The following is a 14,917-nucleotide window of genomic DNA, read 5'->3' as shown; positions in this document are numbered from 1 at the left end:
GGCCGATGTCGCCCGCCGACTGGCCCGGCGCCCGCATCGAGCGCGCGGCCGAGGCGCCGGGCCTCGACCTGCGCGGCTGGCTGGTCGCGCTGGCGGCGGTCCTTTTCGCGCTGGATGCGCTTGGCAGCGCCTGGCTGGCGCGCGGCAGGCAGGGGGCGACGGCATGAGGTGGCTTCTGACCCTGGCCGCGCTGATCTGGGCCGGCGCGCTTTGGGCGCAGGACGATCCCGCGGCCCCGCCCGACCCCCATCTGATGCGCGCCGCCGACGAGGTGGCGCTGGCCTATGTGATCACCGGCGATGCCGAGGTCGATGCCGCTTCGGAAGCGGGGCTGCGCGGCCTGTCCCATGTCCTGACCGCCCGCACCACGGTCGAGCCGGGCACGCCCATCGGCATCGACCCCGAACGGGACGACCTGTCGCTGCTGACCTTCCTTTACTGGCCGGTGACCGAGGCGCAGGCCCCGCCCTCGCCCCAGGCCTATGTCCGGCTGAACCATTTCCTGCGCTCGGGCGGGATGATCCTCTTCGACACCCGCGACGGCGACATCGCCGGGCTGGGCGGGCCGGACGGCGGCGCCGCGCTTCAGGGGCTGGCGGCGCCGCTGGACATCCCGCCGCTGGCGCCGATCCCCGCCGATCACGTCATCACCCGCAGCTTCTACCTGCTCAGGGATTTTCCCGGCCGCTACCAGGGCCGCGAGGTCTGGGCCGAGGCGCCCCCCGCCGATGCCCAGGCGGCCGAGGGCGTGCCCTTCCGCAATCTCAACGACGGCGTCTCGCCGGTCATCATCGGCGGCAATGCCTGGGCCGAGGCCTGGGCGATGGATGAGAACGGCCTGCCCATGTTCAGCATCGGCTCGGGCTTCGAGGGCGAGCGGCAGCGCGAGATGGCCTATCGCTTCGGCGTCAACCTGATCATGTATGTGCTGACCGGGAACTACAAATCCGACCAGGTGCATGTGCCCGCCCTGCTGGAGCGGCTGCGGCAGGAGGAGGTCGTGCAATGAGTGGCCTTGCCTTCGATCCGCTGCTGCCCTGGCCCTTGGTCGGCGGGCTTGCGGCGCTGGCGCTGCTGGTGGCGCTGTGGTCGTTGTGGCGCGGCCTGCGTGGCTGGGCCTGGCGCGGCATCGCCGGGCTGGCGGCGGCGGCGGCGCTGGCCGGGCCGGCGCTGGAATCGGGCATCCGCCACAAGTTGTCGGACATCGTGATCCTGCTCGACGACCGCAGCGCCAGCCAGTCGCTGCCGGGCCGGGCCGAACAGACCGATGCCGCCGTCGAGGAACTGACCCGCCAGCTTTCCGCCCTGCCCGATACGGAAATCCGCCGCGTGACCGTGGGCGACGACCCGGACGGCACCCAGGCCGGCACCGCGCTGACCCGTGCGCTGGCGGCCGAGCCGCAGGCCCGGCTGGCCGGGGTGATCGCCGTCACCGACGGGCTGGCCCATGATGCGCCGATGGTCCCGGCCTCGGCCCCGGCGCCGGTGCATGTGCTGCTGACCGGGCAGGCCCAGGACTGGGATCGCCGGCTGGTGATCGAGGAAGCGCCGGCCTACGGGCTGATCGGCAAGCCCGTCACCATCCGCCTGCGCGTCGAGGACCAGGGCGCCGTTCCCGTCGAGGTGGCGCAGACCCCCGCCCGGCTGCGCATCCTGCTGGACGGAGAAGAGATGCGCAGCCTCGACCTGCCGCCGGGGGTGACGCTGGACCTGCCGGTGGTGCCGGAACATGCCGGGCAGAACGTGGTCTCGATCGCATTCGACCCGCCCGAGGCGGCGGTGCCGGAACTGACCGACCGCAACAATGCGGCCGCCGTGCAGATCCAGGGCGTGCGCGACCGGCTGCGGGTGCTGCTGGTCTCGGGCGCCCCGCACGCGGGGGAACGGACCTGGCGCAACCTGCTGAAATCGGATGCGAACGTGGACCTGATCCACTTCACCATCCTGCGGCCGCCGGACAAGATGGACGCGGTCCCCGTCGAGGAGATGTCGCTGATCGCCTTTCCGACCCAGGAGCTGTTCATGGAGCGGATCCGGGATTTCGACCTGATCATCTTCGACCGCTACCGGGTGCGCGGCATCCTGCTGCCGCAATATTACGACAACATCCGGCGCTATGTCGAAGAGGGCGGCGCGATCCTGGTCTCGGCCGGGCCCGAGATGTCCTCGGTCGAAAGCCTGAACCTGTCGCCGCTGGGCGCGATCCTGCCTGCGCGCCCGACCGGCCGGGTCTATGACGAGCCGTTCCTGCCGCGCCTGACCGACGAGGGCGAGCGGCACCCGGTGACCGCCGGCCTGCAGGGCGCCCCGGTCGAAGGTTCGCAAAGCCATTGGGGCCGCTGGCTGCGCATGTCCCAGGTCATCCCCGACCCGCGCACCCAGGTGGTGCTGAGCGGGGCGCGGGACGAGCCGCTGCTGCTGCTCAGCCGGGTGGGCGAGGGGCGGGTGGCGATGCTGACCTCGGACCAGGTCTGGCTCTGGGGCCGCGGCTTCGAGGGCGGCGGGCCGCAGCTCGAACTGCTGCGCCGCATCGCGCATTGGTCGATGCAGGAGCCGGAATTGGAAGAAGAGGCGCTGCTGGCCGATGTCGGCGGCGAGCTGACGGTGACGATCACCCGCCGCACCATGAACCCGACCGCCGGCCCGGTGACGATCACCCGCCCCGATGGCCGGACCGAAGAGGTGGCGCTGGCCGAGGCCGGCCCCGGCCGCTTCACCGCGCGCTGGACCGCGCCGGGGCCTGGGCTCTACCGGCTGGCGGATGGCGAGATCAGCCGGGTTCTGGCGCTCGGCCCCGCCGCGCCGCGGGAGTTCGAGGAAACCGTCGCCTCGGGCGCCGTGCTGGGCCCCTTGGCCCAGGCCACGCAGGGCGCGGTGCTGCCGCTTTCCGACGGCATGCCCGGCCTGCGCACGGTGCGCGAGGGACGGCCGGCGCATGGCCAGGGCGTGGGCGGGGCGTGGATCGCCATCACCCCGCGCAATGCGGCCTCGGTCAGCGGCATGACCCATCGCCCGCTGCTGCCCGGCTGGGCCTGGCTTGCGCTGATCGCCGGGCTGGCGCTGGCCGGCTGGCTGGCCGAGGGCCGCGGCCGGCTGCGCGCCCAGGCGGCGGCAGGGGGCTGACGCGCGAAACTTGCCAAGATCGCGCGCCGTTGCTAGGCAAATGAAAACATTCCAAGAGGACCGCATGGCCGCCGCCCCGAACGATGACCAGACCGCCTATATCCCGCCGACCGAAGTCGATCTGGCGATGGTCAAGCGCATCCTGCCGCATCGCTATCCCTTCCTGCTGGTGGACAGGGTGCGCGACATCGTGCCGGGCGAAAGCTGCGTCGGCGTCAAGAACGTGACCTCGAACGAGCCGCATTTCGAAGGCCATTTCCCGCAGGAGCCGGTGATGCCCGGCGTGCTGATCATCGAGGCCATGGCGCAATCGGCCGCGGTGCTGGTCGGGGTGACGCTGGACCTCGCCGACAAGGGCATGGGCACCTATTTCATGTCCATCGACAAATGCCGCTTCCGCCAGAAGGTGGTGCCGGGCGACGTGCTGGAACTGCACATGAAAACCCTGCGCGGCGGCGGCAAGATCTGGAAGTTCGAGGGCCGCGCCCTGGTGAACGGCCAACTCGCCGCCGAGGCCGAGGTCATGGCCATGCTGAACCGTGGCGAGAATGGCTGAGACCCGCATCCATCCCTCGGCCGTCGTGGACCCTGCCGCGAAGATCGGCGCGGGATGCGAGATCGGCCCCTTCTGCGTCCTCGGCCCCGAGGTCAGCCTCGGCCGGGGCGTGGTGCTGAAATCGCATGTCGTGGTGGCGGGCGAGACCGCGATCGGCGACGAAACCATCGTCTTTCCCTTCGCCTCTCTGGGCGAGGTGCCGCAGGATCTGAAGTTCCGGGGCGAGCGCACGCGGCTGGAAATCGGCGCCCGCAACCGCATCCGCGAATATGTGACGATGAACCCCGGCACCGAGGGCGGCGGCGGCGTGACCCGCATCGGCGACGACGGGCTCTTCATGGCCGGCAGCCATGTCGCGCATGATTGCCGGATCGGCGACCGGGTGATCCTGGTCAACAACGCCTCGGTCGCCGGCCATTGCGTACTGGAGGACGACGTGATCGTGGGCGGGCTGTCGGGCGTGCATCAATGGGTGCGCATCGGCCGCGGCGCGATGATCGGCGCGGTGACGATGGTGACGGCGGACGTGATCCCCTTTGGCCTGGTGCAGGGGCCGCGCGGCCATCTGGACGGGCTGAACCTGGTGGGGCTGAAGCGCCGCGGCGCCTCGCGCGAGGACATCCACGCGCTGCGCGACATGTTGGCGCAGCTGGGCCGGGGCAGCTTCCGCGACACCGCCCGGCACCTGGCCGAGGCCGAGAACGGGCCGATGGTGCGCGAGGTGCTGGATTTCATCCTCGGCCCCTCGGACCGCAGCTTCCTGGCCCCCCATCCGTGAGAGCGCATCCATGAGCCGCATCGCCCTGATCGCCGGCGAGGGCAGCCTCGCCCCCGCCATCGCCGCGGCGCTGGACCAACCGCTGGTCTATGCGCTGGACAACCTCAGGCCCGAGGTCGAGGCGAAGCCCTTTCGCCTCGAACGGCTGGTGCCCTTCCTGGACGAGCTGGCCGACCAGGGCGTGACGCAGGCGGTCTTCGCCGGCGCCATCCGCCGCCCCAAGATCGAGCCCGAGCTTTTCGACCCCCGCACCTTGACCATCGTGCCGCGCATCCTGATGGGGATGCAGTCGGGCGACGACGCGGCGCTGCGCGCGGTCCTCGACGTCTTCGAGGAAGCGGGAATATCCATCTGTTCCGTCGACCAGATCCTGCCGGACCTGGTGCCCGGCGAAGGCGTCCTGGTGGGCGAGCCCGGCCCGCGCGACCAGAAGGACGCGGCCCGCGCCGCCGAGATCGTCGCCGGGCTCGGCGCATTGGACATCGGCCAGGGCGCGGTGGTGGCTCAGGGGCTCTGCCTTGCCGTCGAGGCGCTGCCGGGCACCCAGGCCATGCTGGAATTCGCAAGGCTGCATGCCGGGCTGAAACCCGATCCCAAGGGGGCTGGCGGCGTGCTCTACAAGGCGCCGAAACCCGGCCAGGACCGGCGCATCGACCTGCCGACCATCGGCCCCGAGACCGTGACCCAGGCCGCCGAGGCCGGGCTGGCCGGGATCGCCTGGGAGGCGGGCAGCGTCATCCTGCTGGACCGGACCGAGGCAATGCGCCGCGCCCAGGCGGCGGGGCTGTTTCTCTGGGCGCGCGGGTGACATGAGTATTCGGGACACGGTGAAAGAGGCTTGCTTCACCGTTTCGCAAATACTCAAGTGACAGGGCCGCGAGAGCGGCGGGAGGGTATTTGGAGAACGAAGAAGTCCAGGTCGCTTCTCTGTTCTTCAAATACCCATGTCGGGGCATGGCAAGCGGAGCGGCGCGATGAAATTCTTCCTGATCGCGGGCGAGCCTTCGGGCGACAACCTGGGCGGTGCCCTGATGGCCGGGCTGAAGAGCCTTGATCCCGGCGCCGAATTCCTGGGCGTCGGCGGTCCTGCCATGGCGGCGCAGGGGCTGGAGAGCCGCTTTCCCATGGAAGAGCTGAGCCTGATGGGCATCTGGGAGGTGCTGCCGAAATATCGCGCGCTCAAGGCGCGGATCGCCGAGACCGCCCGCGCCGTCGCCGCGGCCCGGCCCGATGCGCTGATCACCATCGACAGCCCCGATTTCTGCCTGCGCGTCGCGCGCCAGGCGCGGGCGCTGCACCCCGGCCTGCGCACCATCCATTATGTCGCGCCCTCGGTCTGGGCCTGGCGGGCGGGGCGGGCCGGGAAGATGGCCGAGGTGATCGACCATGTGCTGGCCATCCTGCCCTTCGAGCCGCCGCTGATGCGGGCGGCCGGCATGAGCTGCGATTTCGTCGGCCATCCCATCGCCGCCGAGCCGGTGGCGGGCGCGGCCGAGGCGGCGGCCTTTCGCGCCGCGAACGGCATTGCGCCGGATGCGCCGCTGGTCCTGTGCCTGCCGGGCTCGCGCCGGACCGAGGTGGGCCGGCTTGGCCCGCGCTTCGACGAGGCGCTGATCCGGCTGCGCGACCGGGTGCCGGAGATCCGCGTGGTGATCCCGACCGTGCGCGGCGTCTCGGTCCTGGTGCGCGACATGGCGCGGCGCTGGCCTACAGCGCCAGTCGTGGTCGAGAACCCCGAGGAGAAGCGCGCCGCCTTTGCCGCCGCCGACCTGGCGCTGGCGGCCTCGGGCACGGTCAGCCTGGACCTGGCCGCGAACGACGTGCCCATGGTGATCGGCTATGACGTGGCGCCGCTGAGCCGGCTGGTCATCGGGCTGTTGCTGCGGACCGATACGGTGACGCTGGTCAACCTGGTCAGCGAGACCCGCGCCGTGCCGGAATTCCTGGGCCGCAACTGCCAGCCCGGCCCCATGTCGCAGGCGCTGTTCCGGCTGATCGAGAACGGCGATGAGCGGGCCGAGCAACTGGCGGCGATGGCGCTGACCATGGAGCGGCTGGGGCGCGGCGGCGAGGCTCCGGGCCTGCGCGCCGCGCGGTCGGTGATGGCGGCGATCAGTTCTGCGCCGCGACCACGATGATCTCGACCTTGTAGTCGGGCGTCGCCAGCGCCGATTCGCCGGTGGCGCGGGCAGGCGCGTGGCCGGGGGCGACCCAGGCGTCCCACACCGCGTTCATCTCGGCGAAATCGCCCATGTCGGCCAGCCAGACCTGCGCCGACAGGATGCGGGTCTTGTCCGAGCCGCATTCCGCCAGCAGCCGGTCGATCTGGGCCAGCACCTCGCGGGTCTGCTCGGCCACGGGTTCGCCCGGCTTGCCGACCTGGCCGGCCAGGTAGACGGTGCCGTTGTGGACGACCGCCTGGCTCATGCGGGGGCCGGTCTCGATGCGCTTGATCTCGGACATGGAAAATCCTTTCGGGTTGGGCTGGCGTCAGAAGAGCCGCCAGAAGAACAGTGCCGTCATGCCAAAGCCGATGGCCGCGATCAATGCCCGTAGCGCCGGGACCGGGATGCGCCGCGCCACCGGCGCGCCCAGGTAGCCGCCCAGGATGGTGCCGAGGCTCATCACCGCCGAGGGCCACCAGGCGACCTGCCCGCCCGCCGCGAAGATCGCCAGCGAGATCACCGATAGCGCGAAGGACAGCCAGTTCTTCAGCCCGTTCATCTGGTTCAGCTGCGTCATGCCCCAAAGCGCGAACAGCGCCAGCAGCACGATGCCCAGCCCGCCGTTGAAATAGCCGCCATAGATCGCCACCGGCACCATGGTCCCGGCGCCGAAGGGCGCGGCCGCGTTGCGGTGCTGCGCCGCCCATTCCCGCACCTGCGCGCCCCAGATGAAGACCGAGGTCGCCGCCAGCAGCAGGAAGGGCACCAGCACCGCGAAGGCCTGGTTCGAGGAGACCAGCAGCAGGCACGAGCCGACGATGCCGCCGGCCAGCGTCCAGAAGGTCAGCCGCAGCACCAGCGCGCGTTCGATCTGCGCGATCTCGCGCCGGAACCCCAGCGCGGCGGACAGATAGCCGGGCAGGGCGGCGACCGTGCTGGTGGCATTGGCCGAGACCACCGGCACGCCGCTGGCGACCAGCGCAGGGAAGGTGATGAAGGTGCCGCCCCCGGCGACGGCGTTCAGCATTCCGCCAAGGAAACCGGCGGCAAGCATCAGCAGGGTATCGGTCATGCCGGGCGGCTCCTCTTCGTGGCGGGCGCCCATGCTTAGCCCTGCGGCCCTCGGGCGTCCAGCCGCCGCGGGCCAGACGGGAAAGCGCCCGGAGGGGGCTCCGGGCGCTGTCGGCTAGAAGATGCCGGTCAGGTAAAGCAGGATGATGACGAAGATCGGAACGCCCAGAAGCCAGGCGATGATGCCTTTCATTATTCTCTCCCTTGCTGGTCGAAAGCGGAACGCGACCCGAGGGCGATGGTTCCCGCGGCGCCTTGCCTGAAAAAATCGCCATCCGCCGGGAATGGATCGCGCCGTGCCGCGTAATCCCCCTGCAACCTTCGGATCAAAGGATGAAGCGCATGGCACATTTTCGCGTGATTCTGACGGCGGCCGCATTCGCGGCGACCCTTCCGGCAGCGGCCCTGGCGGATGACGACGACTTTCCCCGCCGTTTCCACCGGGATGGGGTCGAGCGGCTGTTTCTGCGCGTCCCGGACGGCTGGGCCTATCGCGGCTGGTGGCAGGGCGACGACGACCGCCGCGCCTTCCGCCATCGCGGATGGGGCGATGACGACGACGATGATCGCCCGAGGCGGCGGCGGAGGCGGGATCGCGACGACGACAATGACGACGACGATTGAGAAGGGGGCGAACTCGCCCGATCCGCTAGCAAGGCCGGCCCCGAACGGGCCGGCCTTGTCCCGTCAGCGCCCCTGCCGCATGAACGGCGATTGCGGGAAATTTTCCATACACAATGTAAAGCATTGATATTTATTTATAATAAAAACGATGGGGGAACGCGTCTTTATCTTGCAATAAACGATAAACTCTGTCGTAATTATGGTCATGAAGCTCCCGTAAGCAGAGCAAGGAGGACAAGCATCATGACCCGCATCGTTCCCGCAACCGATAATCCGACGGCCGATGGCCGGTCGATTCGCTCTCGCGGCGCGGAGGAGTCCAGGTGCAGGGGTGCCGGTCCGGCGGCACCGGGATTGCGGCGCATCGCGGCGATCGTGGCCAGCGTGGTCGGGCTGGGGCTGGCCGGTCCGGTCCATGCCGACAACAGCCTGCTGAACGTCAGCTACGACCCCACGCGCGAGCTTTATCGCGAGGTGAACGCCGCCTTCGCCGCGAAATGGCAGGCCGAAGGGCATGCGGCGCCGACCATCGAGACCTCGCATGGCGGCTCGGGCGCGCAGGCGCGCTCGGTGATCGACGGGCTCAAGGCGCAGGTGGTGACGCTGGCGCTGGCCTCGGACATCGACCAGATCGCGACGCGGGGCCTCTTGCCCGAGGACTGGCAGTCGCGCCTGCCGCACAACAGCGCGCCCTATACCTCGACCATCGTCTTCCTGGTGCGCGAGGGCAATCCCAAGGGCATCCAGGACTGGGGCGACCTGGTCAAGGAAGGCGTCGAGGTCATCACCCCGAACCCCAAGACCAGCGGCGGGGCGCGCTGGAACTATCTTGCCGCCTGGGCCTGGGCGCAGAAGAACGGCCAGGACCCCAAGGGCTTCGTGACCGAGCTGTTCAAGCATGTCCCGGTGCTTGACAGCGGTGCGCGCGGCTCGACCACCACCTTCACCCAGCGCGAGATCGGCGACGTGCTGCTGGCCTGGGAGAACGAGGCCTACCTGGCGCTGAACGAGCTGGGCGAGGACAGGTTCGACATCGTCGTGCCCTCGGTCTCGATCCTGGCCGAGCCGCCGGTCGCCATCGTGGACAAGAACATCGCCGATGACGAGCAGAAGGCGTTGGCCGATGCCTATCTGGCCTTTCTCTATTCGCCCGAGGGGCAGGCGTTGGCCTACAAGCACTACTATCGCGCCTGGGACGACAGCGCCGCCGATCCCGAGGACGTGGCGCGGTTCCCGCAGCTCGATCTGGTGAGCATCGCCGATTTCGGCGGCTGGAAACAGGCCCAGCCCGAGCATTTCGGCGACGGCGGCACCTTCGACCAGATCTATTCGGGGCAATGACCGATGGCGCTGGCGTTCCGCTTGCAGAAATCCCCCATGCCGGGCTTTGGCCTCGGCATGGGCATCACCCTGGCCATGCTGTCGCTGATCGTCATCCTGCCGGTCGGCGCGCTGCTGGCACGCGACATCAGCTACGGCCCCGAGGCGGTCTGGGCCACGATCAACACGCCGCGGGTCTGGGCGGCGCTTTACCTGTCCTTCCGCCTGGCCTTTCTGGCCGCCCTGGTCAACCTGGTCTTCGGCACGCTGCTGGCCTGGGTGCTGGCGCGCTATGACTTTCCGGGCCGGCGGCTGGTCGACGCGCTGGTCGACCTGCCCTTTGCCCTGCCGACGGCGGTGGCGGGCATCGCGCTGACCGCGCTTTACGCGCCGAACGGCGTCTTCGGCAGCATCGTCCGGGATCTGGGCGGCAAGGTCGCCTATACGCAATGGGGCATCCTGATCGCGCTGATCTTCGTCGGCCTGCCATTCGTCACCCGCACCGTGCAGCCGGTGATCGCCGAGATCGAGCAGGAGGTCGAGGAAGCCTCGGCCACGCTGGGGGCGGGGCGGTTCCATACCCTGCGCCGGGTGATCCTGCCCATGCTGCTGCCCGCGGCGCTGACCGGCTTTGCGCTGTCCCTGGCCCGCGCGGTCGGCGAATACGGCTCGGTCATCTTCATCGCCGGCAACCTGCCCATGAAGACCGAGATCGCGCCGCTCTTGATCGTCATCAAGCTCGAGGAGTTCGACTATGACGGCGCGGCGGCCATCGGCATCGCCATGCTGCTGATCTCGTTCGCCATGCTGCTGGCGATCAACCTGATCCAGATCTGGAGCCGGCGGAGGATTGGTCATGTTTGACAGCACGCTGCACGCTGCCGCCAGCGAAAAACCCGCGAAATGGCGTCCGGTGGCCGAGGAAAGCCGGCCGGTCCGCGTCCTGCTGATCGCCCTGGCGCTGGGCGGGCTGGCCGTCCTGGTGGTGGCGCCGCTGGCCGTGGTCTTTGCCGAGGCCCTTGCACGCGGCGCGGGCCAGGCGCTTGCCTCGCTCACCCGGCCCGAGGCGACCTCGGCCATCCGGCTGACGCTGATCGTCGCGGCGATCTCGGTGCCGGTGAACGCGGTCTTCGGCATCGCCGCCGCCTGGACGATCACCAAGTTCGACTTTCGCGGCAAGGCCTTCCTGATCACGCTGATCGACCTGCCGTTTTCCATCTCGCCGGTGGTGGCGGGGCTGGCGCTGGTGCTCTTGTTCGGCACCAACAGCCTGATCGGCGGCTGGCTGGTCGCCAGCGGCTTCCCGATCATCTTCGCCCTGCCGGGGATCGTGCTGGCCTCGATCTTCGTCACTTTCCCCTTCGTCGCGCGCGAGCTGATCCCGGTGATGATCGAGCAGGGCCGGGCCGAGGAAGAGGCGGCGCTGACGCTGGGCGCCTCGGGCTGGCGCACCTTCCTGACCGTGACCCTGCCCAACATCAAATGGGCGCTGCTTTACGGCGTGCTGCTGTGCAATGCCCGCGCCATGGGCGAGTTCGGCGCCGTCGCGGTGGTCTCGGGCAAGATCCGCGGCCAGACCGCGACCATGCCGATCACCATCGAGATGCTCTACAACGAATATCTTTCGGTCGCCGCCTTCAGCCTGGCCGCGGTGCTGGCGGCACTGGGCCTGCTGACGCTGGCGCTCAAGACCGTGCTGGAATGGCGCCACGCCGACCAGCTTGCCGCAACGCGCCGCCATTGAGGTGTCCCATGCATATCGAGATCGACGAAATCGCCAAGAGCTTCGGTTCCACCACCGCGCTGCACCCGGTCAGCCTGGCCATCCCCTCGGGGGCGCTGGTGGCGCTGCTGGGGCCCTCCGGCTCGGGCAAGACCACGCTTCTGCGCATCCTGGGCGGGCTGGAGTTCCCGACGTCCGGCCGGGTGCTTTTCGACGGGCAGGACGCGACGGGGCTGACGGTGCAAGAGCGCCGCGCCGGCTTCGTCTTCCAAAGCTATGCGCTGTTTCGACACATGACTGTGTTCGAAAACATCGCCTATGGCCTGCGCGCCCGCCCGCGCCGCTCGCGCCCCAACCGGGCCGAAATCGGGCGCCGCGTGACCCGGCTTCTGGACCTGATCCAGCTGCCGCAGATCGGCGGGCGCTTTCCCANGTCGGGCGGCCAGCGCCAGCGCGTCGCCCTGGCCCGCGCGCTGGCGATCGAGCCACGCATGCTGCTGCTGGACGAGCCCTTCGGCGCGCTGGATGCCCGCGTGCGCAAGGAATTGCGCCAGGGCCTGCGCGAGATCCACGACAGCACCGGCCTGACCACGGTCTTCGTCACCCACGACCAGGACGAGGCGATGGAACTGGCCGACCTGGTGGTGGTGATGTCCATGGGCCGGATCGAGCAGGTCGGCCGCCCGCAGGACATCCGCGCTCGCCCGGCGACGCCCTTCGTGCGCGAGTTCATCGACGCCTGACGCGGCGGCGGCGCGCGCGCATCCCGTGCGTGCCCTCAGTCGATCGGATAGTCGTATTGGCGCAGGAAGCGCCAGATGTTGCGGTTCAGCTGGGACAGCATCTCCAGGTCCTGGTCCAGCCGCAGCATCTCGTCGCTGCCCAGGGTCTGCTTGCGGCCCATGTGGATGCGGTCGCGCCGGTCGGCGATCCGCATCAGGATCGTCGAGACCGAGCCGTCCTCCTGGAAGGACCAGATGCTGTGGTTGTAGCGGTGGCGGACGGCGGACAGCCGGGCGAAGCGCGCCGTCAGCTCCAGCAGTTCCTGCTGCTCCTGCCCGGCGGGCAGGCGCAGCTTCGCAAGACGCTCGACCATCTCGATGCGGCCGCGCGTCGACGTGACCGACAGAAAGACCACCACCGCGGCGCTCTTGTCCATCCCGGTCAGCCCGGCGAGCATGTGGATGAGCAGGCTTTCGGTATTGCTCCAAGCATAGTTCAGCCGCCCGACCCGCAGCAACACGGCATCCAGGTCGGGTTCGACCGCGCTGGCCCCGGCTGTCGGCGGCGGCGCCGTCACGATCGTAATGCGCGATAGCGCATGGCGGCCTCGGTGCGGTTGTGGGCACCCAGGCGCAGGCTGGCATTGCGCAGGTGCAGCTTGACCGTATGGACCGACAGGCCCAGGCTCAGCGCGATGCGCTTGTTGGACTGGCCGTCGGCGACCAGGCGCAGCACGTCCTGCTGGCGCTGGGTCAGGCCAAGCTCGTCCGGGACCGCGGCCGGCATCGCGACGCCGGCCGAGGACATGATCTCGGGAAAGATGTAGTTGCCGCCATGCGCCACCAGCTTGATGACGGAAAGCCAGACGTCGAGCCGGATGTTCAGCGGCAGGATGCTGGCAGCGCGCCGCCGCAGCTCGGCATCCTCGTAGCAGGCCCGGCCGAAGGCGCCGGTGCAAAAGGCGATGGCCAGCGCCACGTCGTTCAAGGCCAGTAGATAGGTGCGATCCTCCTCGGTCAATCCGCGCATGGTCGGTTCGTCCAGAACCAGCAGCGTCGGCCTTTCGCCGGTCAGTTCGGACAGGCTGCGGAAGTCGTCGAAGGACAGTGCGGCCGCCACGGTGATATGACCCAGCTCCTGACTGGTCACTGAAATCAGGCTGTGGGAAAAGTTGCATTGCGTTCCGACAAAGAGAACCTCTGCCGTTCCACGCGCAGGCCGGCCAGACAGCGTACGAATTTCACTGGATACGCCATCGCAAGATGCCATGTTCATGTCATTCCTACCTTCTTGCGTATGGTTTTACTCCCCCGTCCCGGTCGGCCCTCCCAAGCCGACCGGACGGTTCAGCCTAGCAAGTTTTCGCCCGGCCTTAAAGGAAAGAGCGAAAGATAAGTTCAAGAATCACCACAACTTAGTTGTAATATGACCGGGCCACTCCCTCCAAGGTAGAGGCCCCGCTTCGGCGCTTGTCCTTTTGGCGAGGTCGGCCGGGGCCGGGCCCGGTGCCCCTGGCGAAAGGGATTAATCCTTTCGGGCGATGGGGGGGATGTCCGGGGCCGGTCGGCTATAGGCCCAATAGGGGTTCTTCGGGTATTCGGGCAGCCCCCCCTCTAGCCTTTTCGAGCAGCTAGGCCGAATCGGTGGGCGGGGCGTAGCCTTCCTTCAGGTCGGCGAACCGGGTTTCCTCCGGGCCGGCCGCAGGGGGCCGCGCAGGGTGGTATGCGGATCCCCCTTATCAGCAGCAGGACGGGGACGGTCGTGCCGTCGTGACGGTGGGCATTTGCCCGGCGACCGCAACCGGCTTGCCTTCATCCACCGAAACCGGGCGGGCAGGCGTGCTTGTGAAGGATCTGGCCGCATCTTCCCCGCCTCTAGAGGAGGAAATGACGATGGTTGGCAGCCGCAACATGAATCTCTTCGCCTGGCCGATCAACAACCAGAACCAGGATCAGGACCAGGATCAAGACCAGGATCAGGGCCAGGGTCAAGGTCAGGGCCAGGGACAGGGCCAGCTGAACAAGCAGGGCCAGGATCAGGACCAGGACCAGGGTCAAGGCCAGGATCAGGGCCAGGGTCAGGACCAGGGCCAATCCCAGACCCAGAGCAACGCGAACGACAACGCGAACTCCAATGCCAATGCGAACAGCAGCGCCTCGGAGACGCTTGCCTATAACGCTGCGGGCAACGTGGCGGGCAACCTTGCCGGCAATGCGGCCAAGAACAAGGCCGACAACGACGCCAGCAACGATGCGCATAACGACGCCAACAACGACGCGCGCAACGATGCGACGAACGACGCCTACAACAAGGCGGTGAACACGGCCTATAACAATACCGATGTCGAGACCAACGTCTCGACCAATGTCAGCGTGGGCCTCGACCTGGAGGGATGGCAGCCGACCGACAATGACTATGCCGACATCGACCTGAACAACGCGCATGGCAGCATGGGCGATTTCCTGGTCAACCGCGACGGCAACATCAGCATCGGCACCGACGACATCAATATCGAGAACGTGCTGAACAATGCCCTGAACGGCGGCGGTGCCGACGTGGGCATCATCATCCCGCAATCCGGGACGATGAACGACCAGGACGACCTGAGCGACGCCCATGTCTCGAACAATGCCGACTTCAACCAGAACGGCAGCGTCAACGGCGGCACGGCCACGGCCGAGCGCGGCATCGATGCCGGCAGCGAAGGCGGCCGGGGCGGCAGCGGCGGCAGCGCCGACGGCGGCTCGGGCGATGCGGATGCCGATGGCGGCAAGGCGCTGGCCTCGGGCAGCCATTCCGATGGCGGCAACGGCGGCGACGCCGCGGCCTGGGGC

At 68.8% G+C, this 14,917-nt stretch carries 15 protein-coding genes and 1 pseudogene; 12 read left to right on the top strand and 4 right to left on the bottom strand.

What is annotated here, in order from left to right; all coding sequences use genetic code 11:
* Positions 1–163 precede the first annotated feature (163 nt).
* The 6 genes from FE811_RS22315 to lpxB all read left to right on the top strand — a co-directional run bounded on the left by FE811_RS22315 (position 164) and on the right by lpxB (position 6,595).
* Positions 164–1,009, top strand: a complete 846-nt coding sequence (locus tag FE811_RS22315) for a DUF4159 domain-containing protein (RefSeq protein WP_338117739.1) — start codon at positions 164–166, stop codon at positions 1,007–1,009.
* Positions 1,006–3,123 carry a hypothetical protein gene (locus FE811_RS22310; protein ID WP_116221139.1) on the top strand — a complete coding sequence of 706 codons (2,118 nt, stop codon included), beginning with the start codon at positions 1,006–1,008 and terminating at the stop codon, positions 3,121–3,123. The genes FE811_RS22315 and FE811_RS22310 overlap by 4 nt, the downstream gene beginning before the upstream one ends.
* A 127-nt stretch (positions 3,124–3,250) precedes the next feature.
* Positions 3,251–3,679, top strand: a complete 429-nt coding sequence (gene fabZ / locus FE811_RS22305) for a 3-hydroxyacyl-ACP dehydratase FabZ (RefSeq protein WP_370362694.1) — start codon at positions 3,251–3,253, stop codon at positions 3,677–3,679.
* A complete protein-coding gene (gene lpxA, locus FE811_RS22300) occupies positions 3,672–4,457 on the top strand; it encodes an acyl-ACP--UDP-N-acetylglucosamine O-acyltransferase (RefSeq protein WP_036756798.1) in 786 nt (261 codons plus the stop codon). The genes fabZ and lpxA overlap by 8 nt, the downstream gene beginning before the upstream one ends.
* Before the next feature lie 10 nt (positions 4,458–4,467).
* Positions 4,468–5,265, top strand: coding sequence for an LpxI family protein (locus FE811_RS22295; protein ID WP_036756803.1), 798 nt, complete (start codon positions 4,468–4,470; stop codon positions 5,263–5,265).
* 166 nt (positions 5,266–5,431) lie between these two features.
* On the top strand, positions 5,432–6,595 hold the full coding sequence (gene lpxB / locus FE811_RS22290; RefSeq protein WP_036756947.1) for a lipid-A-disaccharide synthase: 1,164 nt from the start codon (positions 5,432–5,434) through the stop codon (positions 6,593–6,595).
* On the opposite strand, the gene FE811_RS22285 is transcribed toward lpxB, so the two are convergent.
* The gene (locus tag FE811_RS22285) at positions 6,570–6,920 is read right to left on the bottom strand and encodes a RidA family protein (RefSeq protein WP_036756808.1); all 351 of its coding nucleotides are present in this window, start codon (positions 6,918–6,920) and stop codon (positions 6,570–6,572) included. The genes lpxB and FE811_RS22285 overlap by 26 nt on opposite strands.
* 27 nt (positions 6,921–6,947) lie before the next feature.
* Positions 6,948–7,694 (bottom strand): sulfite exporter TauE/SafE family protein, encoded by a 747-nt coding sequence (locus FE811_RS22280; RefSeq protein WP_140848846.1) that lies wholly within the window; start codon positions 7,692–7,694, stop codon positions 6,948–6,950.
* 341 nt (positions 7,695–8,035) lie between these two features.
* On the opposite strand from FE811_RS22280, the gene FE811_RS22270 reads away from it, so the two are divergent.
* From FE811_RS22270 to FE811_RS22250, 5 genes are all read left to right on the top strand, one after another.
* A complete protein-coding gene (locus FE811_RS22270; RefSeq protein ID WP_116221138.1) occupies positions 8,036–8,317 on the top strand; it encodes a hypothetical protein in 282 nt (93 codons plus the stop codon).
* 243 nt (positions 8,318–8,560) lie between these two features.
* Positions 8,561–9,658 carry a sulfate ABC transporter substrate-binding protein gene (locus tag FE811_RS22265; RefSeq protein WP_370362693.1) on the top strand — a complete coding sequence of 366 codons (1,098 nt, stop codon included), beginning with the start codon at positions 8,561–8,563 and terminating at the stop codon, positions 9,656–9,658.
* Positions 9,659–9,661: 3 nt separating this feature from the next.
* Positions 9,662–10,501, top strand: a complete 840-nt coding sequence (gene cysT / locus FE811_RS22260) for a sulfate ABC transporter permease subunit CysT (RefSeq protein WP_116221137.1) — start codon at positions 9,662–9,664, stop codon at positions 10,499–10,501.
* Positions 10,494–11,381, top strand: a complete 888-nt coding sequence (cysW, locus tag FE811_RS22255) for a sulfate ABC transporter permease subunit CysW (protein ID WP_181180931.1) — start codon at positions 10,494–10,496, stop codon at positions 11,379–11,381. The genes cysT and cysW overlap by 8 nt, the downstream gene beginning before the upstream one ends.
* An 8-nt stretch (positions 11,382–11,389) precedes the next feature.
* Positions 11,390–12,103 carry a sulfate/molybdate ABC transporter ATP-binding protein gene (locus tag FE811_RS22250; protein ID WP_181180930.1) on the top strand — a complete coding sequence of 238 codons (714 nt, stop codon included), beginning with the start codon at positions 11,390–11,392 and terminating at the stop codon, positions 12,101–12,103.
* A 35-nt stretch (positions 12,104–12,138) separates the two neighbouring features.
* On the opposite strand, the gene FE811_RS22245 is transcribed toward FE811_RS22250, so the two are convergent.
* Together FE811_RS22245 and FE811_RS22240 are read right to left on the bottom strand one after the other, a co-directional pair.
* Positions 12,139–12,660: a hypothetical protein gene (locus FE811_RS22245; protein ID WP_052095984.1), complete on the bottom strand. Its 522-nt coding sequence runs from the start codon at positions 12,658–12,660 to the stop codon at positions 12,139–12,141.
* Positions 12,657–13,232 carry a response regulator transcription factor gene (locus FE811_RS22240; protein ID WP_052095986.1) on the bottom strand — a complete coding sequence of 192 codons (576 nt, stop codon included), beginning with the start codon at positions 13,230–13,232 and terminating at the stop codon, positions 12,657–12,659. The genes FE811_RS22245 and FE811_RS22240 overlap by 4 nt, the downstream gene beginning before the upstream one ends.
* A 737-nt stretch (positions 13,233–13,969) precedes the next feature.
* Between FE811_RS22240 and FE811_RS22230 the strand changes: the two are divergent.
* Positions 13,970–14,917, top strand: a pseudogene (locus FE811_RS22230) (hypothetical protein); the annotation flags it as partial.

The organism is Paracoccus sp. FO-3 (assembly GCF_006386455.1).
In the GTDB taxonomy this organism is placed as follows: domain Bacteria; phylum Pseudomonadota; class Alphaproteobacteria; order Rhodobacterales; family Rhodobacteraceae; genus Paracoccus; species Paracoccus versutus.
Note: the sequence above shows the minus strand (reverse complement) of the source record. Positions and strands in the feature narration are given on the sequence as shown.

Bases quoted from the DNA above. Each gene is read 5' to 3' on its own strand.
- FE811_RS22315 (WP_338117739.1), top strand. From the start codon at position 164: ATGAGGTGGCTTCTGACCCTGGCCGCGCTGATCTGGGCCGGCGCGCTT.
- FE811_RS22310 (WP_116221139.1), top strand. From the start codon at position 1,006: ATGAGTGGCCTTGCCTTCGATCCGCTGCTGCCCTGGCCCTTGGTCGGC.
- fabZ (WP_370362694.1), top strand. From the start codon at position 3,251: ATGGTCAAGCGCATCCTGCCGCATCGCTATCCCTTCCTGCTGGTGGAC.
- lpxA (WP_036756798.1), top strand. From the start codon at position 3,672: ATGGCTGAGACCCGCATCCATCCCTCGGCCGTCGTGGACCCTGCCGCG.
- FE811_RS22295 (WP_036756803.1), top strand. From the start codon at position 4,468: ATGAGCCGCATCGCCCTGATCGCCGGCGAGGGCAGCCTCGCCCCCGCC.
- lpxB (WP_036756947.1), top strand. From the start codon at position 5,432: ATGAAATTCTTCCTGATCGCGGGCGAGCCTTCGGGCGACAACCTGGGC.
- FE811_RS22285 (WP_036756808.1), bottom strand. From the start codon at position 6,920: ATGTCCGAGATCAAGCGCATCGAGACCGGCCCCCGCATGAGCCAGGCG.
- FE811_RS22280 (WP_140848846.1), bottom strand. From the start codon at position 7,694: ATGACCGATACCCTGCTGATGCTTGCCGCCGGTTTCCTTGGCGGAATG.
- FE811_RS22270 (WP_116221138.1), top strand. From the start codon at position 8,036: ATGGCACATTTTCGCGTGATTCTGACGGCGGCCGCATTCGCGGCGACC.
- FE811_RS22265 (WP_370362693.1), top strand. From the start codon at position 8,561: ATGACCCGCATCGTTCCCGCAACCGATAATCCGACGGCCGATGGCCGG.
- cysT (WP_116221137.1), top strand. From the start codon at position 9,662: ATGGCGCTGGCGTTCCGCTTGCAGAAATCCCCCATGCCGGGCTTTGGC.
- cysW (WP_181180931.1), top strand. From the start codon at position 10,494: ATGTTTGACAGCACGCTGCACGCTGCCGCCAGCGAAAAACCCGCGAAA.